We start from the raw sequence: 26,713 nt of genomic DNA, 5'->3' as shown, positions 1-26,713 counted from the left end.
CACGCCAGTCCGTCGAGCAACGCTTCGGGCAATTCGCGCGGGATCGCAAAACGCGTGACGACACCGGCAAAGGCACGGTCGGCGGCGAGATCCATCGGCTGGCCGCGATAGGCGCGGTCGAGCCGCTCCCGCAATCGCGCCACGGCGGCGGCGCGATTGTTGCCGAGATCCACCGCATCAACTGCCAGCCGGCAAAACGCATAAAGCGCGATGGCGGGATCGCCGACCCGCCGCGGCAGCACCTTGGAGGCGGCATGAAAGGTGCGCGAGCCGCCCTTCAGCAAGGCGCGGCAGGCGGCCATATCCGTGGCGTCGGTGGGTGTCGTCATGCAGCAGTCACCAGGTTGGAGCGCGCAAGGCTTTGCGCGTCGGGCACGAGAGAATCGAGAACGCGGGCGGACGACAGCACGCCGGGAAGACCCGCGCCGGGATGGGTGCCGGCGCCGACCAGATACAGGCGTTCGATATCTTCGCTGCGATTGTGCGGCCGGAACCAGGCGCTCTGCGTCAGCACCGGCTCGAGGCCGAAAGCGGCGCCTCGGAACGAGGACAGCCGGTCCTGGAAATCCCGCGGCGTCAACATGTGCGACGTGACGATCCGGTTGTGCAGATCCGGCAGCACGGTGTCACTCAATGTTTGCGCGATGGCGCGGCGATAGGTCTCGGCGGTAGCGCGCCAGTCAGTGCCGCTCTGCAGATGCGGCACCGGCGACAGCACGTAAAAGGCATCGCATCCGTCCGGCGCCAGCGACGGGTCGGTGGCGGTGGGGCGATGCAGGTAGAGGCTGAAATCATCGGCGAGAATTTTTCGCTCGAAAATGTCGGTGAGCAACTCCTTGTAGCGCGGCCCGAGCAGCATCATGTGGTGCGGCACATCCGGATATTTCTGTCGTGTGCCAAAGTACCAGACGAACAGGCTCATCGAATAGCGCGCGCGTTCGATGCGGCGGTCGGTCCAGTGTTTTCGCGAAGAAGCCGGCAGCAGATCATGATAGGTGGTCGCGGAATCGGCATTGGAGACGACGATATCGGCATTGAGGATTTCGCCGGAGGCGAGGCGTAGGCCGCGCGCAGCGCCACCTTCGACGAGGATCTCGCGGACTTCCTGCTGGCAGCGCAGCGCACCGCCCTGTCCCTCGATCAGCCGTACCAGCCCTTCAACCAGCCGGCCGGTACCGCCCATGGCAAAATGCACGCCCCAGCGTCGTTCCAGGAATGCGATCAGGCAATAGATCGAGCTGGCGGTGAAGGGATTGCCGCCGATCAGCAGCGGATGGAAGGAGAACACGACGCGCAGCTTCGGATGCTTGAAGAATTTCGATACCAGCGAATAGACGCTGCGAAAGCTCGACAGCCGGATCATTTCCGGCGCGATCCGCGCCATGTCGGTCCAGGTGCTGAACGGGACGTCGCCGAGTTGCTCGAAGCCGACCTTGAAGATCGCTTCCGAGGCTTTGATGTAGGCGTCATAGCCGCCGGCATCGTCAGGACTGAAACGCGCGATCTCGTCGCGCATCGCGACGGGATCGCCGCTGTAGTCAAAATGCGTGCCGTCGTGAAAGCGGATGCGATAGAACGGCGTTACCGGCACCAGCGTGACGTCGTCGCTCATCCGGCGCCCGCATAATTTCCATAACTCCTCGAACAGGAATGGCGCGGTAACGATGGTCGGCCCGGCGTCGAACGTAAAGCCGTCCTGTCGGTACACGTAGGCACGGCCACCGGGCGCATCGAGTTTTTCCAGCACGGTGACACGATAGCCCCTTGCGCCAAGCCTCAAAGCAGCGGCCAGCCCGCCAAAGCCGCTCCCGATTACCACCGCATGCGGCTGGCAATCTCCTGATGTCGTCCGAGATGGCGCGATCGGATCAAGCATGATGATACTGTAATTATTTATTGACACTTTGCTAGAGCGAATATGTATCATTTTATTGACATATTCGCTTCAAGCGCCGCGTGTTTCAAAATCATTTGTGCAATCAGCGCCGGCTGTTCCTCATGAGCGAGATGGCCGAGGCTGGCGACGCGCGCGATTACCGCGCCCGGCACCAGATTCGCGACCCGGCGCGCGACATCGGAGGAGATCGTTCGATCACCGCTGGCCGCGACCAGAACCAGCTTTGCCTTCAGTCTCGGCAGGTCGCGCTGCAATGGCTCGAGCTGCCAGTTGGCCATCATCCGCAGCGCGGCGGCGACATGGGCGGAGCTGCGCACCAGCCTGCGATACTGCGCGATGCCTTCCGCGTCGATATGCGAGCCGGTATTGTCGAGCAGCCGTTCCACCCCGCCATCGGACGCGGCCTGCCAGGCAAACAGCCGCGGCACCATCGGATTCATCACCAGGAATTTGGCCAACGGCGCGAACAAATGCCCGGCAAAGCCTCCGAACGGCAGAAACGCGCCGTTGAGGCTGACCAGCAGATCCGGCGTGATGCGGCCGTCGAGGCACATCCGCGCCAGGATCGCCGCGCCAGCGGAATGGCCGACCACGATTGACGGCGAGGCGTCGAGCCGGCGCAGCAGCGCCGCGATATCAGCGGCCATGCCGGGCAGCGACAGGCGATACGGTGCCGGCACCGATGTAAAACCATGACCGGGCAGATCGGGTGCGATTACATCGAAATGGTCGGCAAGCAGCGGCAACAGCCCGCGCCACGAATGGGTGGCCGCACCGGTGCCGTGCAGCAGCAGCAGCGAAGGTCCGGCCCCCATGCGCTGCACATGCCAGCGGATCCCCGCGGCCTCGATAAAGCGACTGGCGGACCGGTTCGGCCAGTTCGCGCCGTCAACGCTCCAGTTCAGAATCGCCATTGCGATCGACGCCTACTCTACACTCGCCAGAAACGCATCATACCGCGCGATGAAGGCCGCTTCAGCCTCGAAATGCGGCATCGCACCGGTCGGAAACACATCGATGGACCAGTTGGCACGGCCCTGTACGCTGTCCTTTGCACCGTAATTGACAAAGTCGCCGCGGACGCCGTGACTCATCCATACTGGGAGCGTCAGCGAATGATAGACACGCAAGATGTCTTCACTGAATAGATAGCCGGAGACAAAGTAGTAAGGGGCGTGCTGCGCGCCGGGCTGGTGGGTGGTGAGATAGTCATATTCGAACAACCCGCGGTCATAATTGTCGGAACCCCAGGTCTTTTTCAGGAAAAAACGGATGCTCGGCCGGCTGCTCAACAGCCGGAACAAACTCCGGCTCCATAGCGGGAATTCGAACACTGCATGCAGCCACGGCATGGCACGGGTGCCATCGCGCCATTTCGTGGCCTTGGCGCGGGCACGAAAGCCGGTCGGACTGACCAGCGCCGCGCTGCGGAAGGCCAGTGGCATCTCGCTGATCGCGCGGGCCAGAAACTCCGACGACAGCGACACCGCCAGCGCATCGATCGGCGCGCCGCCATGAACGCCATGGATCTCGCGCAGCATCAGCAGCACCGCGTCGGTCATCAGCCGGACCGTATATTTTCGAGGCCCGCGTTCGGAATGACCGAAGCCCGGCAGCTCCAGCGCATAGACATCGCGGGTGTTGCGATAATATTCGTAAAGCGGCTTCACCTCATAGGCGGAGCCGGCGGCATTGATGCTGTGAAGCAGCAACAGCGGCGGCAGCGCGCTGCCGCCTTCGGGGCTCGCGGCGTAATAGGTCAGGCGGCCGATGGCGCTGGCAATCTCGTGGCGCTGGCCGGACACCGGTGCCGGCAGATCACCGGACCGCCATGTCACAGGGCTCGCGGTTGCTACGGCTTCGTTCATCACCTTGACCTTGTCCTTTTGAAGCACCCGGCTCGCCAACAGCCTAGCAGCAGTGTATCAGGAACGACAATCATGCCTGTCGAACCCTCACGGAAACCCCGCTTGACAAAGTCCCTCATCGCCCAACCGTTCCTCGAAGTTCTCAAGGGTCAGCGCCAGAACGTGCCGCCGCTGTGGATGATGCGGCAGGCCGGCCGTTATTTGCCGGAATATCGCGAAGTGCGCGCGCAGGCCGGCGGATTTCTCGACCTCTGCTTCAATCCGGATTTCGCCGCCGAGGTGACGCTGCAGCCGATCCGCCGCTTCGGCTTCGATGCGGCGATCATCTTCTCCGACATTCTGGTGATCCCCTATGCGCTTGGCCGCTCGGTGCGTTTCGAGGTTGGCGAAGGCCCACGGCTCGACCCGATGGACACGCCGGAGCTGGTCACCACGCTGAACCCCGAGGCGGATTTCAGCAAGCTCGAGCCGGTCTATGAAGCACTACGCCGGGTGCGCGCGCAGCTCGATCCGAAAATCGCACTGATCGGCTTCTGCGGCGCGCCATGGACGGTGGCGACCTACATGGTGGCGGGCAAGGGCACGCCGGACCAGGCGCCGGCGCGGATGATGGCCTACCGCCATCCCGAAGCCTTCGCTAAAATCATCGACGCCATTGTGGAGAACTCGATCACCTATCTGCTCAGCCAGCTCAAGGCTGGCGCCGACGTGTTGCAGATTTTCGACACCTGGGCCGGCGTGCTGCCACCGCGCGAATTCCAGCGCTGGTCGGTCGAGCCGACCAAACGCATCGTCGACGGCGTGCGCGCCAAGGCGCCTGGCACCAAAATCATCGGCTTTCCGCGCGGTGCCGGCGCGCAGCTGCCGGATTATGTCGAAGCGACCGGCATTGACGCTGTCAGCATCGACTGGGCCGCGGAGCCCGCCTTCATCCGCGAGCGCGTGCAGAGCAAGGTCGCGGTTCAGGGCAATCTTGACCCGCTGGTACTGATCGCCGGCGGCGAGGCGCTGGACCGCGCGATCGACGACGTGCTGGCCAATTACGCTTCCGGCCGTTTCATCTTCAACCTTGGCCACGGCATCCAGCCGGAAACCCCGATTGCCCATGTCGAGCAGATGGTGAAACGGGTGCGGGATTTTCGCGGCTAAGGTCCATGCCATGACCGCTTTGGCCCAAACAATTCCTGACGCGGCCAAACGGCACGTTAGTTGCCTTTCGATTCTCGAATGGTGAGTCTTTGAGGTCCAAGCGATGTCGGAAAACGGAACGGGCAAGCGAGCGGACGTGATCGTCCTCGGCGCCGGCATCGTCGGCGTGTCGGCGGCCTATGCCGCGCAGCAGCGTGGCCTCTCGGTCATCCTGCTCGACCGGCGCGAGCCGGGCTCCGAGACCTCCTATGGCAATTCCGGCGTGCTCAGCAGCGGCTCGATCCTGCCGCTCAACAAGCCGGCGCTGTGGTCGATGCTGCCGAAATATCTGTCGAACCAACATCCGGCGCTGCGCTGGGATCCCGCTTGGGCCGTCCGAAATGTCGGCTGGCTGGCCCGCTTTCTGGCCAACGCCATTCCTTCCCGAACCAGGCCGCGGGCCGATGCCCTGCACAGCCTCTCGGTCGCCACGCTCAAGCTGCACCGGGAGTGGATCGTCCAGGCCGATGCGGGCCATCGCATTCGCGAGACCGGCTGGCTGAAGGTCTGGCGCAGTGACGGCAGCGCGGCGGCCAAGGCCGAGCAGGCCTTTCTGGCCGGATACGGCATCGGCAGCGAGCTGCTCGATCGCCAGGCCATCTCCGCGCTCGAGCCAAACCTTCTGCCGGTCTACACCACCGCGCTACTGCACAGCGATACAGCGTCGGTCGATTCGCCGGGCGAAGTGGTCAAGGCCTATGCGCGGATGTTTGCCGGCATCGGCGGCCAGATCCGGCAGGCCGAGATCACCGCGATCGTCCCGGAAGGCGACGGCTGGCGGGTGCTGCTGCCGGCTGGCGAACTCACGGCACGCCATGTCGTGGTGGCGCTGGGGCCGTGGTCCGCCGACCTGCTGCGCCCGCTCGGCTACCAGGTGCCAATGGCGTTTGAGCGCGGCTATCATCAGCATTTCCAGCCAACCCTGCCGCGTTCCCTACGGCGACCGATTCACGACCTTGAAGGCGGCTTTGTGCTGACTCCGATGGAACAGGGCATTCGCCTGACCACCGGCGTCGAGCTGACCGGGCGCGACGCGCCCTCTTCCTTCGCCCAGCTCGACGCCGCGCTGCCGCTGGCCCGCGGCGTGCTCGAATTCGGCGAGGCGGTTGGCGAGCCGTGGCGGGGCGCGCGGCCGACGCTGCCCGACAGCCTGCCGATGATCGGCCCCGCGCCGCGACATCCCGGCCTGTGGCTGTCGTTCGGCCACCAGCACATCGGCTTCACCACCGGCCCCGCCTCGGGCGTGGCGATCGCCGCGATGATCGCCGGCGCGGCGCCGCCATTCGATACCAGCGCCTTTTCGCCGGCCCGGTACCTCTGATGCCCCGCAAGAAAAGACCGGCCAGCCGGAGCATCGCGGCCAAGCGGCGTCAGCCATGAACTACGTCTGGGATTTTGCCATTCTCGGCAAATACAGCCATTTGTTCTGGCTCGGCATCGGCTGGACCCTCGCCTACACAATCGGCACGATCCTGATCGGCAGCGCGATTGGCCTCGCCGTCGGCATCCTTCGCCTCCGGCGCCTGCCGGTGATCGACTGGCTGCTGCTGACCTATATCGAGCTGTTTCGCTGTACGCCGCTGCTGGTGCAGATCATCTGGTTCTATTATGCCCTGCCGGTGATCATCGGGATCAACATCCCGGCGCATGCCGCCGCGATCAGCGTGCTGTCGCTCTATGGCGGCGCTTTCTACGCCGAGATCGTCCGCGGCAGCATCGAGAGCATCCAGCGCGGACAATGGGACGCCGCACGCGCGCTGGGCCTGCGGCCCTGGCAGGTGCTGCGGCTGGTGATCCTGCCGCAGGCGCTGAAGCCGATGCTGGCGCCCTACGTCAATCAGTCCGTGACACAGCTCAAGAACACCTCGCTGGTATCCATCATTGCCGTGCCGGACCTGGTCTATAACGCCACGCTGATCAACGCCGACACCTACCGGCCGCTCGAGGTCTATACGATCGTGGCGCTGATCTATTTCGCCATGCTGTTCCCCGCCACCTACCTGGCGCGACGGTTCGAAAACGGCATGAGTTACGACAAGGCATGAGCGCGCAACGGCAGCTTTCGAGCGACGCTGCTATCAGCCCACCCGCCGACCTCGTGGTGAGGATCAAACTCCCCTCAGATCACCAGCTCGCCCGGCACGTCTTCCGGCTTGACGCCGGTGAGCGACAGTCCCTTTAGAAACCATTCGCGCATCTGCCCGATGCCGCGATTGTATTCGACCCACACCGCGAGAAAATCACGCCAGCGCTTGTCGGGTTCACGCCGCACCCCCATGCTGCTCGGAATCGCGACCGACGGCGATTGCAGGATCCGGTAGGTACCCAGGCTGGGGTTCTTGGCGATCGCCGTCAGGCCCAGCACCAGCGCATTGACCACGCAATCGACCCGCCCCGACGACATCTCCAGCATCACTTCATCGCGCGACTTCAGCGACTTGATGATGGCATTCGGCGCGAACCGGCGCGCCACCGTCTCATTGGCGGAACCGACATCAACGGCGATGGTGATGCCAGGCTTGTTGATGTCCGCCCAGGTCTTGGCCTCGAGGCCCTTCTTCAGCATCGCGCCAAACGGATGCTGGAACACGGTGCCGCAAAAATCGATCACCAGCGCGCGCTGCGGCGTCGGATTGAGGGCAAAACCGAGGTCGATCTTGTTGGACTGCAGGTCGAGCACCGTATTGCCGTAAGTGGATTCCGTATATTCGAGTTTGACGTCGAGCAGCTTGGCGATGTCATTGGCCATCTCGATCGAAAAGCCCGACCACGTGCCGGTGGCGAGATCCTTGCTGAAATAGGGCAGTTCGCCGGGTAGCACCGCGATGCGCAGCACCTTGCTGGCGCGAATGCGGTCAAGCATGTTGTCCGCGCTTTGCGCCGATGCCGGGCTGGTTAGCGTGGACGCCAGCGCCGCGCCGCTGCCGATTGTCAGGGCATAGCGAAGCGCCTGGCGGCGATCCTGCGAAATCTTGCTGTCGTCAGCGTCGGTCAAGCGCTCTTCCTCCATCAGATGCGCCAAGCCTAGCCGGCGAATTCGACAACAGCAACAGTGCGAGGAACTACAAAAGCGGCAGCGACTGCCTCAATAACGGGTGTAATGCCGCGATCTATTTCGCCGCCTGCTTGCCGTCAACGAAGCTCACTTCGACGCCCTTCTTCACGGATTCACCGAGCCGCGCGACGTCCCAATTGGTCAGCCGTACGCAGCCATGGGAATCGCTCTTGCTGACCCGCGACGGGTCTGATGTGCCGTGGATGCCATAGCTGGCCTGTGACAGGCCGATCCAGGTGCTGCCTACCGGATTGTTCGGACCGCCCTCGATGGTGAACGGTTTGGTCGCTTCCACGCCCTTAAACTTGTATTTCGGATCATAGCGATACGTCGGATTGGCGTGCACCGACGTGACCTTCAGAATGCCCGACGGCGTCGGTTTTTCCTCGCTGCCGACGCTGGCGGGGTAAAACGCCACCAACCCACCGTCCCTGGCGAAGGCCTTGACGGTTTGGCGTACCTTGTCGACCTCGATGCGCGCCACCTTGACCGGTCTCTGACGCGGTAGATTGACGATCGCGATACGGTCGCCAGCATGATCGAATTTCTGTTTCGGATTAAGCTCCTCGAGCAGATCCTGGCTCATATGGAAACGTTCGCTAAGCGCTTCCCTGGCGCTGGTGTAGTCCAGCCGTTCCAGCGACTTCATCTCTTCCATCCTGACCGGGAGCTTGTCGAGGTAGGGACCTTTCACGTCCTTGTCGGTGAGGACGTAATTCGCCATCACCGGCTCGCCGGCGGCCAGCCGCAGTCGATTCCAGATCTCCGGCGTCAGCACCTTTCCGGCTGGCAGGCCATTGGCCTCGGCAAAGGCCTGCAGCGCTTTTTCGACATTGTCGCCGAACAGACCATCGATCTCGCCAGGCGAAAAATGCGCGCGATCGAGCAGCACCTGCACCTTCACAGCGAGCGGGCTGAACTTGCTGTCCGACGGCGGTTTTCCGGTAAAATTCGCGGCGTTGATGGCGTCGGCGCTGAGTTCGGCTGCGATCAACGGATTTGCGGCGATCAGCGTGATCCCGATAGCGATCATTAACGGTCGCATCATCTGCCCGCCTGGGTTGTCCGCGCACCGAACGGCGCATTCTGCATAAGCCGTAAAACAGAGCCGGGTTCCCTGGCAACGGCAATATCCATCACCAGCCGATTGACAGCCGCGCAAAGTGACGGTGAATTTGATTACTGATAGTAGCCCTGCTGTTTTCCCGTCCACCCCTGTCATCGGAAGTGTCCCCTGACCCGCCTCTCTCCGTCAGACCGCTTGCTGCGCATGCTCCTCACATCGGAGCTGCCGCCGGCGGCCAGCTATGGTTTGTCGACCCTTGCCGTGCTGCTCGCGGCGCTGGTGCGGGGGGCGCTGCCGGTGACCGGTGTGCCGTATTTGCCCTTCTTCCCGGTCCTGATGGCGGTGGCCTTCGGTCTGGGCCTGGCGCCTGGCCTGTATGCCACCGCCGCATCGGCGCTGATCGCAACCTGGCTGTTCTCCGGCGATACTGTTTCCTCCAGTTCATGGATGGGCGCCGCGCTCTATGCGCTGGTCGGCGGTTTTGTCGTCGCCGTCTGCGCAGCATTGCGCCGCGCGCTGATCAGTCGGGACGCCGACATCTCCGCCCTGATCGCGACCGAACAGCGCCTCGCCCGCAGCGAGGAGCGGCTCACCGCCGCGCTGGGCGCCTCCGACATGGTCGGCGTCTGGGACTGGGACCTGACCACCGATATCGTGCATTCCGACGCCAACTTCGCCCGCATCTATAACGTCGATGTCGCGCTGGCGAAGCGCGGCGCGCCGCTCGCGGCCTATATCAAGGGCTTCAACCCGGACGACCAGCCAGCCTTCGACGCCGCGCTGAAACAGGCGATCAACGGCAACGGCACTTTTTCCAGCGAATACCGCCTGCGCCAGCCTGACGGCTCCGAGCGCTGGATCCTGGCGCGCGGCCAGGTCATCCGCGACGCCGATGGCACCGCCGTGCGGCTGCCGGGCGCGGCGATCGACGTCACCGAGCGCAAGCTGGCCGACCTGCGACAGAGCGCGCGGGTGGCGCTGAACGACCGACTGCGCGATCTCGACGATCTCGCGGAAATGTCGTTCGCCGCCGCGCAAATTCTCGGCACTACACTGGGTGTCAGCCGCGCTGGCTACGGCACCATCAACCCCGCCACCGAGACCATCCTGATCAACCGCGACTGGAATGCGCCGGGCATCAAGAGCCTCGCCGGCGTGCTGCAGTTTCGCGATTACGGCTCCTATATCGAGAACCTGCGTCGCGGCGAAACCGTGGCCATCGCCGACGCCTATCGCGATCCGCGTACCGCCGCGGGCGCCGACGCGCTGAAGGCGATCAGCGCGCAGTCTTTCGTCAATATGCCGGTCACCGAACAAGGCGGCTTCGTCGCGCTGCTATATCTCAACCATGCGGAAGCCCGCCAATGGAGCGCCGACGAACTCGATCTGATCCGCGATGTGGCTGAGCGCACCCGCACCGCGATCGAGCGCCGCCGCGCCGAACAGGATCTGCGCAGACTGGCCGCCTCGCTGGAACAGCAGGTCGAGGCGCGCACCGCTGAATTGCGCGAGAGCGAAGCAATCCTGCGACAGTCGCAGAAGATGGAAGCCGTCGGCCAGCTCACCGGCGGCGTCGCGCACGACTTCAACAATCTGCTGCAGGTGATCTCGGGAAATCTGCAACTGCTCGGCCGCGACATCGGCGGCAATGCCAGGGCGCGGCGCCGCGTCGACAATGCCAATGCCGCGGTCGACCGTGGCGCCAAGCTGGCCAGCCAGTTGCTGGCGTTCGGACGCCGCCAGGCGCTGGAGCCGAAGGTGATCAATATCGGCCGGCTGGTCACCGGCATGGACGAGATGCTGCGACGCTCGCTCGGCGAGGCGGTCGAAATCGAGACCATCGTGTCCGGCGGACTGTGGAATACGCTGATCGATCCGGGACAGGTCGAAAACGCGTTGTTGAACCTGGCGATCAATGCGCGCGACGCCATGCACGATGCCGGAAAGCTGACCATCGAGGTCGGCAATGCCTATCTCGACGACGCCTACGCCCGCAAGCATGGGGAAGTGACGCCTGGCCAATATGTAGTACTCGCCGTCACCGACACCGGCAGCGGGATGTCACCGGACGTGCTGGCGCGGGTATTCGAGCCGTTCTTCTCCACCAAACCGGAAGGTCGCGGCACCGGGCTCGGACTGTCGATGGTCTATGGCTTCGTCAAGCAGTCCAACGGGCACGTCAAGATCTACAGCGAAATCGGCCAGGGTACCACCATCAAGCTGTATCTGCCGCGTGCCGACCAGAGCGAGGATGTGATTGCGCCGGTCGACGATGTCGAGATTGTCGGTGGCAAGGAGACCGTGCTGATCGCCGAGGATGACGAGGGGGTGCGCGCTGTCGCCGTCGACCTGCTGACCGAGCTTGGCTACCGCGTTCTGACCGCGCATGACGCCGCCAGCGCGTTGCGCATTGTCGAAAGCGGCGTGCCGATCGACCTGTTGTTCACCGACGTGGTAATGCCCGGCCCGCTGAAAAGCCCGGAACTGGCGCGCAAGGCCAAGCAGCTATTGCCCGATCTCACGGTATTGTTCACCTCCGGCTACACCGAAAATGCCATTGTCCATGGCGGCCGCCTCGACGCTGGCGTCGAACTGTTGCCGAAGCCGTATACGCGCCAGGCGCTGGCGTACAAGATCCGACGGGTGCTGGAGAAGGCGTAGCGGGTTTGGCTATCATTCCGGAGCGCGGGCTGCGCCAGCCGACTGCGAACCCGGAATCTCGAGATGTTCATGTCATATCCAGATTCCGGGTTCGCTCGGGCTGCGCCCTCGCGTCCCGGAATGACGGCGTCTACCTGCCGTTCTTCTTCCGCCACGCCGCGAAATCGACCAGCGTCTGATCGTCGGTCGCGGGATAGAGTCCGAGGATCGATTTCCCGGCATTGACCTGCTCGGTGACAAAATCCTCGAACGCGGTCATCTCGAATGCCTCGCTGGCGATCTCGTCCGCAAGATGCGCGGGGATGACGATCACGCCGTCGCTGTCTCCGAGAATGACGTCGCCGGGGAACACCGGAGCGTCGCCGCAGCCGATCGGGCCGTTGATCTCGATCGCCTGATGAAGCGTCAGATTGGTCGGCGCGCTCGGGCGATGGTGATAGGCGGGAAAACCGAGCTTGCCGATCTCGACGGAATCGCGAAAGCCGCCATCGGTAATCACGCCGGCGCAGCCGCGCTTCATAAGACGCGTCACCAGAATGGCACCGGCGGAGGCGGCACGCGCATCCTTGCGGCTGTCCATCACCAGCACGGCGCCAGGGGGGCAATCCTCGACCGCCTTGCGCTGCGGATGGTTGCGATCGCGAAACACTTCGAGCTTGTTGAGATCTTCCCGCGCCGGCATGTAGCGCAGCGTGAAGGCTTCGCCGACCAGCGTCGGCTGATCCGGCCCGAGCGGATGGACGTCCTGGATGCACTGGTTGCGAAAGCCGCGCTTGTAGAGCGCTGTCGCCACCGTGGCGGTGGAAATGGTTTTCAGTTTGGCGCGGGTGGCATCAGAGAGTTTGCTCATGGAGGGCTCCAGATTCTTGCAGGTTAATTCGTCATTCCGGGGCGCGGGCGGCGCCAGCCGACCGCGAATCCGGAATCCCGACGAGTTCCAAATAGCTCGAGGTTCCGGGTTCGCTCGGGCTTCGCCCTCGCGCCCCGGAACGACCTAAGTGTGAGGTCAGTAAATCACGGGTTCCTTCACCGGCGCGCCAAAATCCGTTTTCAGAAAGTCGAAGTCGCAGCCTTCATTGGCCTGCTGGATGTGCTTGGTGAACATCCAGCCATAGCCGCGCTCGTAATTGCGCTCCGGTGCTTTCCAGGCCGCGCGCCGTCGCGCCAACTCGTCGTCCGAAATGTCGAGGTTGATGGTGCGGGCATCGACATCGAGGCTGATCATGTCGCCATTCTCGACCAGCGCCAGCGGCCCGCCGATGAAGGATTCCGGCGCCACGTGCAGGATGCAGGCGCCATAGCTGGTGCCGCTCATCCGCGCGTCGCTCAATCGCACCATGTCGCGCACGCCCTGTTTCACCAGCTTCTTCGGGATCGGCAGCATGCCCCATTCCGGCATGCCCGGCCCGCCCTGCGGCCCGGCATTGCGCAGGATCAGCACATGGTCGGCGGTGACGTCGAGATTGTCGTCATCGATCGCCTTCTTCATCGACGGGTAATCGTCGAACACCATCGCCGGGCCGGTGTGTTTGAGAAAACGCGGTTCGCAGGCGGAAGGCTTGATAACGCAGCCGTCCGGCGCCAGATTGCCCTTCAGCACCGCCAGTGCGCCCTCGGCATAGATCGCGGTATCGACGGTGCGGATGACGTCGTCATTATAGACTTCGGCATCGGCGATGTTTTCGCCCAGCGTCTTGCCCGTGACGGTCATGACGTCGAGATGCAGATGATCCTTGATGCGGCTCATCAACCCCGGCAGCCCGCCGGCGTAGAAAAAGTCTTCCATCAGATATTTGTCACCGGACGGCCGGACATTGGCGATGACCGGCACCTTGCGGGAGGCAAGCTCGAAATCATCGAGGCCGATGTCCTGGCCGGCACGACGCGCCTGCGCGATCAGATGGATGATCGCATTGGTCGAACAGCCCATCGCCATCGCCACCACGATGGCATTCTCGAACGCCTTTCGAGTCTGGATCTTGTCGGGGGTGAGATCCTCCCACACCATCTCGACAATGCGGCGGCCACATTCACTGGCCATGCGGATATGGCCGGCATCGGCGGCGGGGATCGACGATGCGCCGGGCAGCGTCATGCCGATCGACTCGGCGATCGCCGTCATGGTCGAGGCCGTCCCCATGGTCATGCAGGTCCCGTAGCTACGCGCGATCCCGCCCTCGACCTCGACCCATTCCTTGTCGGAAATCTTGCCGGCGCGGCGCTCGTCCCAGTATTTCCAGGCGTCCGAACCGGAGCCCAGCGTCTTGCCCTTCCAGTTGCCGCGCAGCATGGGTCCGGCCGGCAGATAGATCGCGGGGTAGCCGGCGCTGGTAGCGCCGAGCAGCAGTCCAGGCGTGGTCTTGTCGCAGCCGCCCATCAGCACCACGCCATCGACCGGATGACCGCGCAGCAATTCCTCGGCATCCATCGCCAGCATGTTGCGGTAGAGCATGGTGGTCGGTTTCAGGAAAGATTCAGACAGCGACAGCGCTGGCAATTCCATCGGAAAGCCGCCGGCCATCAGGATGCCGCGCTTGACGTCATCGACGCGGGTCTTGAAGTGCATGTGGCAGGGCTGCGCTTCCGACCAGGTATTGAGGATGGCGATCACCGGCCGGCCCTGCCATTCCACCGGCGCAAAGCCCTGCTGCATCGCGCGCGAGCGATGGCCGAAGGCGCGCAGATCGTCCGGCGCGAACCAGCGCGCGCTGCGAAGATCTTCGGGAGATTTCTTATGGTTGGTCATCAGTGCCCCATTCGTCGGATGGGTTGAGCTCTTCGCGAAACCCATCGCTTTCGTGAATTCGATTTGATGGGTTTCGCAACGGCTCAACCCATCCGACGCCCTTACGTCTGCAGTCCCCATTTTTGCACGGTGTTGCGCTCGATGGTGCGGAAGATCAGGTTTTCCACGATCAGGCCGATCACGATCACCGTCAGCAGGCCAGCGAACACCGCGGGTATATCCAGCAAATTGCGGTTCTCGAAAATGAACCAGCCGAGACCGCCCTGCCCCGACGACACGCCGAACACCAGCTCCGCCGCGATCAGCGTGCGCCAGGCAAACGCCCAGCCGATCTTGAGACCGGTCAGGATCGAGCCGAACGCCGCGGGGATCAGAATGCGCATCACATAGGGCAGACCGCGCAGGCCGTAATTGCGGCCGACCATCCGCAGCGTGTTGGACACGCTCTTGAACCCGGAATGGGTATTGAGCGCCACCGGCCACAGCACCGAATGAACCAGCACGAACACCAGGCTGCCATTGCCGAGCCCGAACCAGATCAGCGCCAGCGGCAGCAGCGCAATCGCCGGCAGCGGGTTGAACATCGCCGTCATCGTCTCGAGAAAATCGGTACCGATCCGGGTGCTGATGGCAAGGATGGTGAACAGAGCCGCGAGCACGATGCCGGCGCCATAGCCCATGAACAGGACTTTCAGCGACGCCCAGGCGCGCAGCGGGATCGTGCCGTCCATTACCTTGGCGTACATGGTGATGACGGTGTCGTGGAAGGTCGGAAATAGCAGCGGATTGTCGAGCAGGGTGCCGTAGGCTTCCCACACCAGCGCCAGAAAGATGATAATCAGGGATTTGCGTACGAAGCCGTCATTCCACAGCAGTTCGGCCACGCTCAGCTTGCGCTCGACCGCGGCGGCGTCGGTTGCGACGGCGACTGCGTCGCTGCGCATCAGGATTTTGGCTTCACCCATGGTGTGATCCTTCAATGCGCGGTAGCGGTGTCGGCGAACAGCAGATCGTGGATCTGCTTTTCCAGCCGGGCGGCGCTACCGTCCTCGCTGGACACCTTGTCGACGTCGATCACCTCGGCCTTGACCCGGCCGGGATGCGGCGACAGCAGCAGGATGCGATTGCCGATCTTGATCGCCTCGGCGATCGAATGGGTCACGAACATCACCGTGAACTGGGTCTCTTCCCACAATTGCAGCAGCTCGTCCTGGCAGGTGCGACGGGTCAGCGCGTCGAGTGCGGCGAACGGCTCGTCCATCAGCAGGATGTCCGGCTCCATCGCCATGCCACGCGCGATCGCTACCCGCTGCTTCATGCCACCGGACAGCGTGTGCGGATAGGAGTCGACCACGCGGGTGAGGCTGACCTTCTCGATATAGGCCTGCGCGCGAACCTCGGCGTCCTTCTTGCCGAGCTTGCGCGTCATCAGCAGCGGAAACATGACGTTTTCCAGCACCGTCTTCCACGGCAGCAGCTGATCGAACTCCTGGAAGATCATCATCCGATCGGCGCCGGGCTCGGTGATCTCGCGGCCGTTGATGCGCATTGTGCCCTCGCTCGGCGTCATGTAGCCGCCGACCGCCTTGAGCAAGGTGGACTTGCCGCAGCCAGACGGCCCCAACAGCACGAAACGGTCGGAGCGATCAACGCTGAACGAGACCTTCTCCGTCGCGGTGACGACGACGCTGGAAGTCTTGTAGCGCAGCGTCACCCCGTTGACGTCAAGAAGCGCGGCCATCAATTACCCTTGAGGTCGGCGGAGGACGGCAGATAATAGTCGGTCCAGGCCTTCGGTTGGGTCTTCAGGATACCGGTCTTGAACAGATGGCTCGCGACCTTCATCGTACCCTGCGGCGCCGTCGTATACTCCATCATGCCGGGCTCCTTCAGCCAGCCGAGAATGACATCGATGTCGGTCTTATCGCCGGTGACTTCCTTGTAGATTTCGACCGCCGCGCGGGTATCGTTCAGGATCAAATCCTGCGCTTCCCGGGCCGCGTCGCGCAGTGCCTGGATGATCTTCGGATTGGCGTCGGCGAATTTGGTGGTGGTGAAGAACTGCGACTGGCTCAGCGGACCGCCGATCACGTCCGGCGAACTCAGCACCACATGCGCGCCGGGGACGTTCTTCATCTCCAGAAAGGTGAAGGGCGGGATCGAGAAGTGGCTGCGCACCTCATGCTGTGAATTCGACAGCGCCGCATAGGCGTCGGGATGGCCGAGTTGCACGGTGTTGGCATCGAGCTTGGCGTACTGGTCGGCGCCGAACGTCTCGGCGACCGCCATCTGCAGCACGATGGCCTGGGTCGAGATCTTCACCGTCGGCAGCGCGATCTTGTCGCCGGGCCCGAAGTCCTTGATCGTCTTGATATGCGCGTCGCGGCTGATCAGCGTCATCGGCTGCGCCGAGGTGGCGACGATGCCCTTGACGCCGCCGCGGGTCCGGTCCCACAGCAGCAGCAGATTGCCGGTGCCGGTGTTGATGATATCGACGCCGCCGGCCAGCAGCGCATCGGTCTGCGCGCCGCCGCCCGAGAAGGTGATCCATTTGGTGGTCACGCCGGTGACGCCAAGCGCCGCGGCGTGCTTCTCGATCAGCTTGCGCTGCTCGATGATGTGCGTGGGCATGTAGAAGATGCCGGGCTGCCGCGACAGCGCGATCTCGGCTTTTTGCTGCGCCTGCGCGCTCGCGCCAGGCAGCAGTAGTCCGAGGAACATTGCCACTACGCCCGCACGGCCCTGCCAGATTGTCCGGTTCATCACGCTTCCTCCGTCGCGGCGATCTTGTTGACCGCCTTGCGGCAAGGCACTAATGCATTAGTGCATTGAAGGCAAGCTGCCTCGTTTTGACCACAACCGGCTTCGCGATGAAGTCCCTGAAAACCCTCCCCCGCGCGCCGACGGGCGTGGCCGACCGGCTCGACCGCGATCGTCAGGCGGCGCCGCAGATCTATGAGCGGCTGCGCGAACTGATCACGGCGCTTACCTTGCCGCCGGGGGCGCCGCTGTCGCGTACGGCGTTGGCCGCGCAGTTCGGCGTCAGTTCGACGCCGGTCCGCGACGCGCTCATGCGGCTGGACAAAGAGGGTCTGGTGGAGGTGTTTCCACAATATTCGACCGTGGTCAGCAAGATCGACGTCGCGCTGGCGCAGCAGGCGCATTTTTTACGACAGGCGCTGGAGCTGGAGATCGTGCGCGAGCTGGCGGTGCGGCACGATGCCGCGCTGATCGTCGAGATCAACCGCATGATCGCGCTGCAGCGACAATATGCCAAGGCCGGCGAATTCGAAAAGTTCATGGTGGCGGACAACGCGTTTCACCAGCAGCTGTATGACGCCGCCGACAAGTCCGCGTTGTGGGCGCTGGTGCGTAGCCGCAGCGGTCACATCGACCGGCTGCGCCGGCTGCATCTTCCGACGCTCGGCAAGGCGCAGAATATCGTGCGCGACCACAAGGCGATCGCTAGAGCGATCGCGGCCGGAGAGCCCGACGGGGCACAGAAACATCTGCGCCACCATCTGTCGGGAACGTTGCGTGATCTCGACAAGATCCGTGCGCGCCATCCGGCCTATCTGAACGGCTAGACGATCATTGGCTCCTGATCGCCGGCCATTGGTCCACCCAGCGATGCATTCGGCCGGTTGCGCTCTCCTCGCGTCCTCAACTAATATTGGGTAGCAGGCGGGACCCCTGCGCGTGCCCTCGACCGTGAAGCCGTGCTGATGAGAACTCGTTTTAGTCCCCGTAATCTCTGCCCACGGCACGCCGCCCGAGGCCTGGTACGTGCGTCGGCGCTGGTGCTTTGTATCTGCCGTACAGACTTGGCTCTGGGCAAGAGCGCCGACGAGGATGAGCCGGAAAATCCGGGCACCACGGCCCCCAATCTTTACCTTGATCTCACAACTTACTATACTACCCTTCCCGCCGGTGCGCTCGGTATCGGATTTCGCAATTTCACGGCGCTGCCGACGCGCGCGTCGCCGGCCAGCCAGTCATTTTCAGTGAATGCGCCGATCACGCTGGATCTCACCGACCGCATCTCGGTCTATGGCGGCATCAGTTCAAGCACGTCGCGTACCGACGTGGCGTCATGGAGTTCGCTGGTAGCTGATAGCTGGAATGTCGGGTTCCAGGCGGACGTCATCCAGCAAAACGGCGGATCAATTCCCACCGTCACGGTACAGTCGACGCTGTCGCGGTCGATCGCTTCCGGCCTGCAGGCGACCACAACCTTGACGAACATTGTCGATTTTGACTACGCGCTGGATTCCGACGCGACCCGCGGGCTGTTGGCGGGTGTGCGCCATGTCAACGTGACAGTGGACAGCGATCTCGCCCGGGTCAACCCGTCGATCATCGGCTATGTCGGCGCCTATTACCAATGGCCGAGTAACTGGAAATTGTCCGGCCGGATCGGCGTGCAATCGTTCGGCGGCGCGCAGATCGCGACGCTGAGTCCGTTTCAGCCATTCACCCAGCCGGTCGCCCGCTTCGACCTCGATCGGCTGGATGACAATGACAACCGGCTGTTCGGCCTCACTGCGGAAATTTCCTGGGTCCCGAAACCGGCCTACCAGCTGACGATGCGGACGCCGCTCTACGCCATCAAGAACTGAGCGGCGCCATCATTGTCACCCGTCGATGATAGCTACGGCGCGCGTCCAGCCCGCGGAGGCCTTCTCGATCTTCACCGGGAAGCAGGACACCGAGAATCCCGATGACGGCAGTTGCTCCAGATTGTGCAGCTTTTCGATGTGGCAATAGCCGATGTGACGGCCGGCCTTGTGGCCTTCCCAGATCAGGCTGGCGTCTTTCGTCTCGGCGTATTTTTTCGCCGTGTAGACGAACGGCGCGTCCCAGCTCCAGCCATCGATGCCGGTGAGGCGCACGCCGCGCTCCAGCAGATACATGGTGGCCTCATAGCCCATGCCGCAGCCGGAGGTGACGTAATCCTGCTGGCCGTATTTGGCGCCGGCCGAGGTGTTGACGACGACGATTTCCAGCGGGCTCAGCCTATGGCCGATACGCTTCAACTCGGCTTCGACATCCGCGGCCGTGGCGACATAGCCATCGGCGAAATGCCGGAAGTCGAGCTTGACGCCGGGCTGCAGGCACCATTCCAGCGGCACCTCATCGATGGTCCAGGATTTTTCGCCGCGATTCATCGTCGGATGGAAATGATAGGGCGCATCGAGATGGGTGCCGTTATGGGTCGAGAGCTTGACCATTTCCACCGCCCAGCCTTCGCCGTCCGGCAGGTCTTCCTTCTTCAGCCCGTCGAAGAACTGCAGCATCCGCGGCAGAACTTGCTGGTGATCGATATATTCGATGGAAGGACTGTTGCCCGGCGGATCGGCGGGCACATCGTTCTGCAGCGGCACGGAAATGTCGATCAGTCGTCGGGCCATGGGATTTCCTCGCTATTTATTGTTAGATGTCATTCCGGGGCGGGACCGGCGCCGAAGGCGAAGGGACCGAACCCGGAATCCTGGAGTGTGTCTCACGTCGAGGTTCCGGGTTCGCGGTCGCCTCGCGGCATCCGCGCCCGGAACGACGATCATTGATCCTGCCGCACCACCTTGTTTTTCAGAATTCCGATCTTCTCGACCTCGAGCTCCACCTCGTCATTGTTCTCGAGATACCAGCCGAGTTCGAGACCGCAGCCATTGCCGACGGTGCCGGAGCCAATGAACTCGCCGGGCATCAGGGTCTCGTCCTGGGTGACATGGGCGATGATCTCCTCGAACGAAAACAGCATGCCATCCGTGGTACCGGTCGAGCGCAGCTTGCCGTTGACGCGACACTCCATCTTGAGTTTGTAGGGATCACCGATCTCGTCGGGGGTGACGATCCATGGCCCCAGCACATTGCCGCCGTCAAAACTCTTGCCCTTGGCAGGGCCGAGCCGGCCTTCCATCTCGACGCGCTGCGCGTCGCGTGCGGAAAAGTCATTAAAGATCGTGTAGCCAAAAATGTGATCTTTTGCCCGGGCCGCCGGGATGTTGGCGCCCTTGTTCTTGGTGACGATGCCGAATTCGAGCTCGTAATCCATCACCTTGCTGTAGCGCGGCCACTTTACCGTGGTGTTGGTGCCGCGGACGCTGAAACGGTTGGTAATGTAGTAGATCGGCTGCTTGCGATAAACTTCGGGCAGTTCGCCCAGCGGCTCGGCCTCGATCCGCGCCAGTTCGGCCATGTCGTTCCGCGACCGCGCCGCAAGCTTGAGCTGGCCGCGCGGCGCCTGTCGGATGTGCAGCGGAAACGACATGCCGTCGCGCATCTGTCGCGGCTCCGGCAAGGGGGCGAGGATGTCGCTGCCGGAAACAGCAACGGACAGCGTCGAGTCGCTGCCATGTCTCTCGAACAGCACGCGTGCCGCATCCAGCGCGGCATCGCCGGCATCGATCAGGGAGAGCATCGAGACGAAAGCGGGATTGCCCCCCTCGCGCGCGGCAGCCGCCGCAATATCAAACAGACCGCTATCGTGGGAATGGACCAGACCAACCTTGTCGTGACCGGCGGTACGATATGTCGCGAGTTTCACGCGCGTTCTCCCTCTTGCTTTTATTCTTCAGGAAAATATATGATCAAAAAAAATATCGATAAACAAGAGCCGATCGAAAAGATCGTGTCAGGGAGGCGACCATGAACAGGTTGATGGCCACCGCTGTGTTGGCTGCGATGTCTTTCGCAAGCGCAGCAAATGCGCAGACCAGAATTCAAATCGGGTGCACCGCAACAACCGACTGCGCGTCGGCGATGATCGCCGTGGACGAAGGCATCTTCAAGAAGCACGGGCTCGATGCCGAGATGATCCTGATCGGCATCAACTCCAATATTCCCGCCGCCATCCTCTCCAACTCGATCCAGATCGGCGGGCCCACCTCCACCGTGTTCCTGCAGGCGGTCGATGGCGGACTCGACCTGGTGGCCGTGGCCGGCGCCACCATCATGAATCCAGTGTCGAATGCCAACATCACCGCCTTCGTCCGCAATGGCCTCACCATCAAGGAACCGAAGGATTTCGTCGGCAAGAAGGTCGGCGCACCGGGGCTGGGCGCCTTCCTGCATGTCCTCTTCGTCAAGTGGCTGGTCGAAAAGGGCGTTGACCCGAAGAGCGTCAACTTTGTCGAAGTCACGTTTCCAACCATGGCCGACATCATCAAGTCCGGCGGCGTCGACGTGGTGCTGGCGGCGGAGCCGTTCATCTCCCGCATGACGAATGCCGGGTTGGGGACGGTCGGCGCCCGGTATGCGGCCGAGTTGAACCGCACCGAGCCGGTAATCTTCTACGCGGCGTCACGCGAATGGGCCGAAAAGAATCCAGAGATCGTGAAAAAATTCCGTGCGGCGATCGCCGAGGCCGCGCCGATCGTCAACAACGACCGTGAAAAATCAGCGGCGGCGATCGCGAAGTTCACCAAGCAGTCGATCGATCTGGTCAAGGCGTCGCCGCCAAACCAGTCCGAACCGGTCCTGAAGTCCGAGCAACTGGCCTGGTGGATCGACATCATGTCGTCGCAGAAGATGCTTCAGGGCACGATCGACCTGAACAAGGTGATGCTCAAGTAGAAAAGGCTCGACCATGGCCGATCCGGCGCGAGGCAGTACAGCGGATGTATCGGGAGCGGACACGCTGAGTGAACGCGCGGCCGATCTGGTCGAGCATGACATTATCGCCGGGCATCTCGCGCCCGGCGCGCGGCTGGGGATCGTCGATCTCGTGCAGCGATACGAGATCGGTGCCACGCCGCTGCGCGAGGGCCTGTCACGGCTGGTGTCGCGCGGGCTGATTGTCGGCATCGGCCAGCGTGGTTTTCGCGTCGCCGATATTAGCCGTGACGACCTTGCCGACATCACCCGGATGCGCACGGTGGTGGAAATGGAAGCGCTGCGCCTCGCCATCCAGCACGGCGACGATGCCTGGGAAGCCGGTATTGTTGGCGCGCTGCACCAGATGCGCCGGCATATCGAGCGCACCGGCGACGCGTTTCGCGAGGGCGCGCCGGACTTCGACCGGCTGCACAAGGGATTTCACACGGCGCTGCTGTCGGCCTGCGGCTCCAGGCGCCTGCTGTCAGCGCATTCCGACCTCTATGACCAGGCCTATCGCTATCGTCGCGTGATGATGCACGGCTTCGATAGCGGCACGCGCTTCGTCGCCGCGCACCAGATGCTCACCGACCGTATTCTGGCGCGCGACATCGGCGCATCGCAGGCGACACTGGCCTCGCATCTACGCTCGACGCTGGATTACGTCTATCCGCCGGGCTACGGAGATTGAACATGATCATGTCCAGCGCGATGCGCCAGACCGTGGCGTCGACTCCCCCGCGGAAAGCGCAGATTGCGTTCTCCCATGTCACACTGGATCTGGGCGGCAAGACCATCATCGAGGACGTCAGCCTCGACGTGAAGCCGGGCGAATTCCTCTGCATCATCGGCGCGTCGGGCTGCGGCAAGACGACGGCGTTACGGCTCGCCGCCGGACTGTATCAGCCGACTTCCGGCGACGTCAGCTTTGACGGTGCGCCAATGCGCGCGCCACGGCGCGACGTCGCGATCGTATTCCAGGACTATGGCAAGGCATTGCTGCCGTGGCGCACCGCCGCCGGCAACATCTCGCTGGCGCTGGAAACCATTGGCGTTCCGGCCGCGCAGCGCCCGGACCGCATTGCTGAACTGCTGAAGAAGGTCGGCCTGCCTAACCACGCCGGAAAATATCCGGCCGAGATGTCCGGCGGCATGCAGCAGCGGTTGCAGATCGCGCGCTGTCTGGCGCAGGAGCCGAAGGCGCTGCTGATGGATGAGCCCTTTGGCGCGCTCGACGCGATGACACGGCAGGGATTGCAGGACGAAGTGCTGGAGCTGGTCGCTGCGAGCAACGCCACGGTGATCTTTGTCACCCACGATCTCGAGGAAGCGATCTATCTTGGCGACCGCGTCATCGGGCTGTGGCCGCATCCCGGACGGATCGGCATCGAGTTGAAGATCGACCTGCCACGGCCGCGCGACCAGTTGACCACGCGGGAGCAGCCGGAATTTTTACGGCTGCGCCGCGAGTTGTTCGACTTCATCAAGGCCTCCGAAGCATGAGCGGTGAGCGTTTGAAGGCCGCGGTGTTGCCGGTAGCGCTGCTGGTGGCGCTGGAAATCGGCGCGCGCCTCAGTCCGATCCAGAGTGATGCGCTGGCGCCGCCCAGCGCAGTCGCCATCGCGCTGGCCGAGGCATTCGTCGACGGCTCGATCCTGGTCGCTACCCGCGACACGCTGGCCTCGGCCTTTGCCGGCCTGCTGGCCGGCAGTACGGTGGGACTGGCCTTCGGCATCGCGCTCGGCATCGTCAAGCCATTCGACCGTCTGATGGAAGTGACGATCGAATCGCTGCGGCCGATCCCGTCGATCGCGCTGCTGCCAATCGCTCTGATCGCGCTCGGCTTCGGCTACCGCATGGAGATCCTGATCGTCGGCTTTGCCTGTGTCTGGCCGATCCTGATCCTCAGTCGCGCGGCGGTCGGCAGCATCGAGCCGCGTCTGATCGAAGTGTCGCGCGCGCTGCGGATGTCGACGGCCGACCGCGTGCGAAAAATCATTATTCCCGCCGCTTTGCCGCGAATCTTCCTGGCGTTCCGTCTTGCCGCCGGCATCGCGCTGATCGTCGCCGTCACTGTTGAGATTGCGATCAACCCGATCGGCCTTGGCGCCGGCATCATGACGGCGCAGCAGGCGCTGCGGCCGGACCTCATGCTCGCCTATCTGCTGTGGATCGGCGTGATCGGCTACGCGCTGAACAGCGGCCTTGTCGTCGCGCAGAAGCATCTGTTCGGCCCCGCCGCGTTCGCTGGGGAGATGCGATGAATCGCGCCGTGCTGCTGTGGCGCACCGCCAGCTTCATCGTTGCCGCGGGCTTCGTGGCGCTGTGGCAGCTAATCGCCAACCTCAAACTGGTATCGCCGGTGTTTCTGCCGGGACCGGACCGTGCCTGGGCCTCCCTGGTGCGCGGCTTCACGTCCGGTGACCTGCTGGCGAAGACGATCGGCACGCTGGAGCACATGGCCTATGGCTGGCTGCTGGCCTCGATCGCCGGCATCGCGCTCGGCGCCATGATCGGCTCGTCGAAGACGATGCGCAGCTACGTCGCGCCGTCGCTGGAATTCTTGCGGCCGCTGCCGGTGTCCGCGATCATCCCGGTGGCGATCGCGCTGTTCGGCCTAACCCAGGGCATGGCGCTGTTCGTGATTGCCTTTGGCGCGATCTGGCCGATGCTGCTGGCGACCGTGCATGGTTTCGCCGCCGTCGAGCCGCGACTCTACGAGGTGGCGCGCTCGCTCAACATGTCGCGGCCCGCGGTGATCTTCAAGATCGCCTTGCCCTCGGCCAGTCCCGACATCATTTCCGGCATGCGGCTCAGCCTGACGGTGGCACTCATCCTCGCTGTCGTTTGCGAGATCCTCGCCGGACTCGACGGCCTCGGTCACTGGATTTTGCTGTCGGCGCGCGCATTTCGCTCGGCCGATCTGTTCGCCGGCGTGATTTTGCTGGGTGTGATCGGCTATGTCACGGCGCTGGCGATGTCGGTGATCGAGCAGAAGCTACTTCGCTGGCGGACGAGCGGGCATTGAAACACATTCGTCGTTCCGGGGCGCGCGCGGCGTCAGCCAAACGCGACCCCGGAACCTCACATGAGACTCACATATCAGGATTCCCCGCCGCTCCGGTTGGAGTGGCTGGGGTTCGCGACCGCCTCGCGGCGTTCGCGCCCCGTAATGACAGTTAGGCCGCGAACACCTTCGATATCGCGGCCTGCGCGTCGTCCTGGATCTGGCACAGGTGATCCTTGCTCACAAAACTCTCGGCGTAGATCTTGTAGACGTCCTCGGTGCCGGAGGGCCTCGCGGCGAACCAGCCATTGGCCGTCGAGACCTTGATGCCGCCGAACGCCACCCCATTACCCGGCGCGACGGTCAGCGTCGACGTCACCGGATCGCCGGCGAGGTCGGTCATGCCGATCTGTTCGGGCGACAGCTTCTTCAGCAGATTCTTCTGCTCCACCGACGCGGGCGCATCGATGCGCTCGTAATACGGCACGCCGAATTCCCCGGTGAGCTTGTCAAAGCGCTGGCTGGGGTCCTGTCCGGTCACCGCGGTGATCTCGGCGGCCAGCAGGCCGAGGATCAGCCCATCCTTGTCGGTGGTCCATACCGTGCCGTCGCGGCGCAGGAACGAGGCGCCGGCGCTTTCCTCGCCGCCGAAACCGAACGAGCCATCGCTGAGGCCATCGACGAACCATTTGAAACCGACAGGGGTCTCGACCAGCCGGCGACCCATCTTGTTGACGACGCGGTCAATGATCGCGCTGGAGACGATGGTCTTGCCAACCGCGGCATCGGGGCGCCAGTGCGGACGGTGGGCGAACAGATAGTCGATCGACGCCGCCAGATAATGGTTCGGATTCATCAGCCCGCCGGAACCGGTCACGATACCGTGGCGATCGGCGTCGGTGTCGTTGGCGAAGGCGACGTCGAAGCGGTCGCGCAGCCCGATCAGACGCTCCATGGCATAGGGCGACGAACAGTCCATCCGGATCTTGCCGTCCCAGTCCACTGTCATGAAACGGAAAGTGGGATCGACGACGCTACTGACGATGCTGGCAGCCAGCTTGTAGCGGTCGATGATCGGCTGCCAGTACGGCACGCCGGCGCCGCCGAGCGGATCGATACCGATCCTCACCCCGGCATTGCGGATCGTCTCCATGTCGATCACGCTGGCGAGATCGGCGACATAGGGCGTAATGTAGTCATAGCGTGTCACGAAACCCGATTTGCGCGCGCGCTGGTAGGGCATCCGCTTGATGCCGTTGAGGTCGTTTTCGAGAAAGCCGTTGGCTGCCTTCTCCATTGCGCCGGTGATGTCGGTGTCAGCCGGGCCGCCGTTCGGCGGGTTGTATTTGAAGCCGCCATCTTCCGGCGGATTATGCGAGGGCGTCACCACCACGCCATCGGCGAAGCCGCCGCTGCGGCCTCGGTTGTAGGTCAGGATGGCATGGCTGATCACCGGCGTCGGCGTATAGCCGTCATGCTGGTCGATCATCACCTGCACGCCATTGGCGGCGAACACCTCCAGCGCACTGACCAGTGCCGGCTCGGCCAGCGCATGGGTGTCGATGCCGATGAACAGCGGTCCGTCGATGCCGGCGCCGGCACGGTAGTCGCAGATCGCCTGCGCGATCG

The 26,713-nt window shown here is 63.3% G+C and carries 25 protein-coding genes; 11 read left to right on the top strand and 14 right to left on the bottom strand.

Translation table 11 applies throughout. The features are described from left to right. From Q0S16_RS12430 to Q0S16_RS12415, 4 genes are all read right to left on the bottom strand, one after another. A partial coding sequence (locus Q0S16_RS12430) for a squalene/phytoene synthase family protein (RefSeq protein ID WP_295848610.1) occupies positions 1-329 on the bottom strand: 329 nt, incomplete at its 3' end. Further along, positions 326-1,876 (bottom strand): phytoene desaturase, encoded by a 1,551-nt coding sequence (locus Q0S16_RS12425; protein WP_295848609.1) that lies wholly within the window; start codon positions 1,874-1,876, stop codon positions 326-328. The genes Q0S16_RS12425 and Q0S16_RS12430, both read right to left, overlap by 4 nt. Before the next feature lie 47 nt (positions 1,877-1,923). Then, positions 1,924-2,811, bottom strand: coding sequence for an alpha/beta fold hydrolase BchO (bchO, locus tag Q0S16_RS12420; protein WP_295848607.1), 888 nt, complete (start codon positions 2,809-2,811; stop codon positions 1,924-1,926). Positions 2,812-2,823: 12 nt separating this feature from the next. Further along, positions 2,824-3,765, bottom strand: coding sequence for an alpha/beta hydrolase (locus Q0S16_RS12415; protein WP_295848616.1), 942 nt, complete (start codon positions 3,763-3,765; stop codon positions 2,824-2,826). Positions 3,766-3,837: 72 nt separating this feature from the next. Here Q0S16_RS12415 and hemE point away from each other — a divergent pair, with 72 nt between their 5' ends. The 3 genes from hemE (at position 3,838) to Q0S16_RS12400 (ending at position 6,998) form a co-directional block, all read left to right on the top strand. Continuing rightward, positions 3,838-4,914: a uroporphyrinogen decarboxylase gene (gene hemE / locus Q0S16_RS12410; RefSeq protein ID WP_295848605.1), complete on the top strand. Its 1,077-nt coding sequence runs from the start codon at positions 3,838-3,840 to the stop codon at positions 4,912-4,914. 136 nt (positions 4,915-5,050) lie between these two features. Further along, on the top strand, positions 5,051-6,274 hold the full coding sequence (locus Q0S16_RS12405) for an FAD-dependent oxidoreductase (protein ID WP_295848603.1): 1,224 nt from the start codon (positions 5,051-5,053) through the stop codon (positions 6,272-6,274). A 55-nt stretch (positions 6,275-6,329) separates the two neighbouring features. Beyond that, a complete protein-coding gene (locus Q0S16_RS12400; protein WP_295848602.1) occupies positions 6,330-6,998 on the top strand; it encodes an amino acid ABC transporter permease in 669 nt (222 codons plus the stop codon). A 74-nt stretch (positions 6,999-7,072) separates the two neighbouring features. Here the strand turns inward: Q0S16_RS12400 and Q0S16_RS12395 are convergent, their stop codons facing one another. Together Q0S16_RS12395 and Q0S16_RS12390 are read right to left on the bottom strand one after the other, a co-directional pair. Next, positions 7,073-7,948, bottom strand: coding sequence for a transporter substrate-binding domain-containing protein (locus Q0S16_RS12395; RefSeq protein WP_295848601.1), 876 nt, complete (start codon positions 7,946-7,948; stop codon positions 7,073-7,075). Positions 7,949-8,063: 115 nt separating this feature from the next. After that, complete coding sequence (locus Q0S16_RS12390; RefSeq protein WP_295848599.1) at positions 8,064-9,041, bottom strand: L,D-transpeptidase family protein; 978 nt, start codon at positions 9,039-9,041, stop codon at positions 8,064-8,066. A 237-nt stretch (positions 9,042-9,278) separates the two neighbouring features. On the opposite strand from Q0S16_RS12390, the gene Q0S16_RS12385 reads away from it, so the two are divergent. Beyond that, positions 9,279-11,735 (top strand): ATP-binding protein, encoded by a 2,457-nt coding sequence (locus Q0S16_RS12385; protein WP_295848596.1) that lies wholly within the window; start codon positions 9,279-9,281, stop codon positions 11,733-11,735. A gap of 130 nt (positions 11,736-11,865) precedes the next feature. Here Q0S16_RS12385 and Q0S16_RS12380 read toward each other — a convergent pair whose 3' ends face one another. The 5 genes from Q0S16_RS12380 to Q0S16_RS12360 form a co-directional block, all read right to left on the bottom strand. Further along, a complete protein-coding gene (locus Q0S16_RS12380) occupies positions 11,866-12,585 on the bottom strand; it encodes a ribonuclease activity regulator RraA (RefSeq protein WP_295848594.1) in 720 nt (239 codons plus the stop codon). 156 nt (positions 12,586-12,741) lie between these two features. Next, positions 12,742-14,481 (bottom strand): L-arabinonate dehydratase, encoded by a 1,740-nt coding sequence (araD, locus tag Q0S16_RS12375; RefSeq protein WP_295848593.1) that lies wholly within the window; start codon positions 14,479-14,481, stop codon positions 12,742-12,744. A 101-nt stretch (positions 14,482-14,582) separates the two neighbouring features. Continuing rightward, complete coding sequence (locus Q0S16_RS12370; protein WP_295848591.1) at positions 14,583-15,446, bottom strand: ABC transporter permease; 864 nt, start codon at positions 15,444-15,446, stop codon at positions 14,583-14,585. Positions 15,447-15,457: 11 nt separating this feature from the next. After that, complete coding sequence (locus Q0S16_RS12365; protein WP_295848589.1) at positions 15,458-16,222, bottom strand: ABC transporter ATP-binding protein; 765 nt, start codon at positions 16,220-16,222, stop codon at positions 15,458-15,460. Further along, positions 16,222-17,202, bottom strand: a complete 981-nt coding sequence (locus Q0S16_RS12360) for an ABC transporter substrate-binding protein (protein WP_295848614.1) — start codon at positions 17,200-17,202, stop codon at positions 16,222-16,224. Before Q0S16_RS12360 ends, Q0S16_RS12365 begins: the two co-directional genes overlap by 1 nt. Positions 17,203-17,351: 149 nt before the next feature. Here Q0S16_RS12360 and Q0S16_RS12355 point away from each other — a divergent pair, with 149 nt between their 5' ends. Together Q0S16_RS12355 and Q0S16_RS12350 are read left to right on the top strand one after the other, a co-directional pair. After that, the gene (locus Q0S16_RS12355; RefSeq protein ID WP_295848587.1) at positions 17,352-18,068 is read left to right on the top strand and encodes a GntR family transcriptional regulator; all 717 of its coding nucleotides are present in this window, start codon (positions 17,352-17,354) and stop codon (positions 18,066-18,068) included. 237 nt (positions 18,069-18,305) lie between these two features. After that, a complete protein-coding gene (locus Q0S16_RS12350; protein WP_295848585.1) occupies positions 18,306-19,100 on the top strand; it encodes a hypothetical protein in 795 nt (264 codons plus the stop codon). A gap of 15 nt (positions 19,101-19,115) precedes the next feature. Here Q0S16_RS12350 and Q0S16_RS12345 read toward each other — a convergent pair whose 3' ends face one another. Together Q0S16_RS12345 and Q0S16_RS12340 are read right to left on the bottom strand one after the other, a co-directional pair. Beyond that, positions 19,116-19,892: a cyclase family protein gene (locus Q0S16_RS12345; RefSeq protein ID WP_295848583.1), complete on the bottom strand. Its 777-nt coding sequence runs from the start codon at positions 19,890-19,892 to the stop codon at positions 19,116-19,118. Between the two features lie 149 nt (positions 19,893-20,041). Further along, the gene (locus Q0S16_RS12340) at positions 20,042-21,028 is read right to left on the bottom strand and encodes a fumarylacetoacetate hydrolase family protein (RefSeq protein WP_295848581.1); all 987 of its coding nucleotides are present in this window, start codon (positions 21,026-21,028) and stop codon (positions 20,042-20,044) included. Positions 21,029-21,129: 101 nt separating this feature from the next. Here Q0S16_RS12340 and Q0S16_RS12335 point away from each other — a divergent pair, with 101 nt between their 5' ends. Genes Q0S16_RS12335 through Q0S16_RS12315 form a run of 5 tightly spaced genes read left to right on the top strand, consistent with a single transcriptional unit; the run spans position 21,130 to position 25,105 of the window. Continuing rightward, positions 21,130-22,056 carry an ABC transporter substrate-binding protein gene (locus Q0S16_RS12335; RefSeq protein ID WP_295848578.1) on the top strand — a complete coding sequence of 309 codons (927 nt, stop codon included), beginning with the start codon at positions 21,130-21,132 and terminating at the stop codon, positions 22,054-22,056. A gap of 13 nt (positions 22,057-22,069) precedes the next feature. Next, a complete protein-coding gene (locus Q0S16_RS12330; RefSeq protein WP_295848577.1) occupies positions 22,070-22,768 on the top strand; it encodes a GntR family transcriptional regulator in 699 nt (232 codons plus the stop codon). Between the two features lie 8 nt (positions 22,769-22,776). Next, positions 22,777-23,580 carry an ABC transporter ATP-binding protein gene (locus tag Q0S16_RS12325; RefSeq protein WP_295848612.1) on the top strand — a complete coding sequence of 268 codons (804 nt, stop codon included), beginning with the start codon at positions 22,777-22,779 and terminating at the stop codon, positions 23,578-23,580. Next, positions 23,577-24,341 (top strand): ABC transporter permease, encoded by a 765-nt coding sequence (locus Q0S16_RS12320; RefSeq protein WP_295848576.1) that lies wholly within the window; start codon positions 23,577-23,579, stop codon positions 24,339-24,341. The genes Q0S16_RS12325 and Q0S16_RS12320 overlap by 4 nt, the downstream gene beginning before the upstream one ends. Continuing rightward, a complete protein-coding gene (locus Q0S16_RS12315) occupies positions 24,338-25,105 on the top strand; it encodes an ABC transporter permease (protein WP_295848575.1) in 768 nt (255 codons plus the stop codon). The genes Q0S16_RS12320 and Q0S16_RS12315 overlap by 4 nt, the downstream gene beginning before the upstream one ends. A 151-nt stretch (positions 25,106-25,256) precedes the next feature. Here Q0S16_RS12315 and pgm read toward each other — a convergent pair. Further along, positions 25,257-26,713: phosphoglucomutase (alpha-D-glucose-1,6-bisphosphate-dependent) (pgm, locus tag Q0S16_RS12310; protein WP_295848573.1), on the bottom strand; the 1,457-nt coding region annotated here is incomplete at its 5' end.

It is taken from the genome of Tardiphaga sp., from assembly GCF_025356345.1.
Lineage (GTDB): Bacteria > Pseudomonadota > Alphaproteobacteria > Rhizobiales > Xanthobacteraceae > Tardiphaga.
Note: the sequence above shows the minus strand (reverse complement) of the source record. Positions and strands in the feature narration are given on the sequence as shown.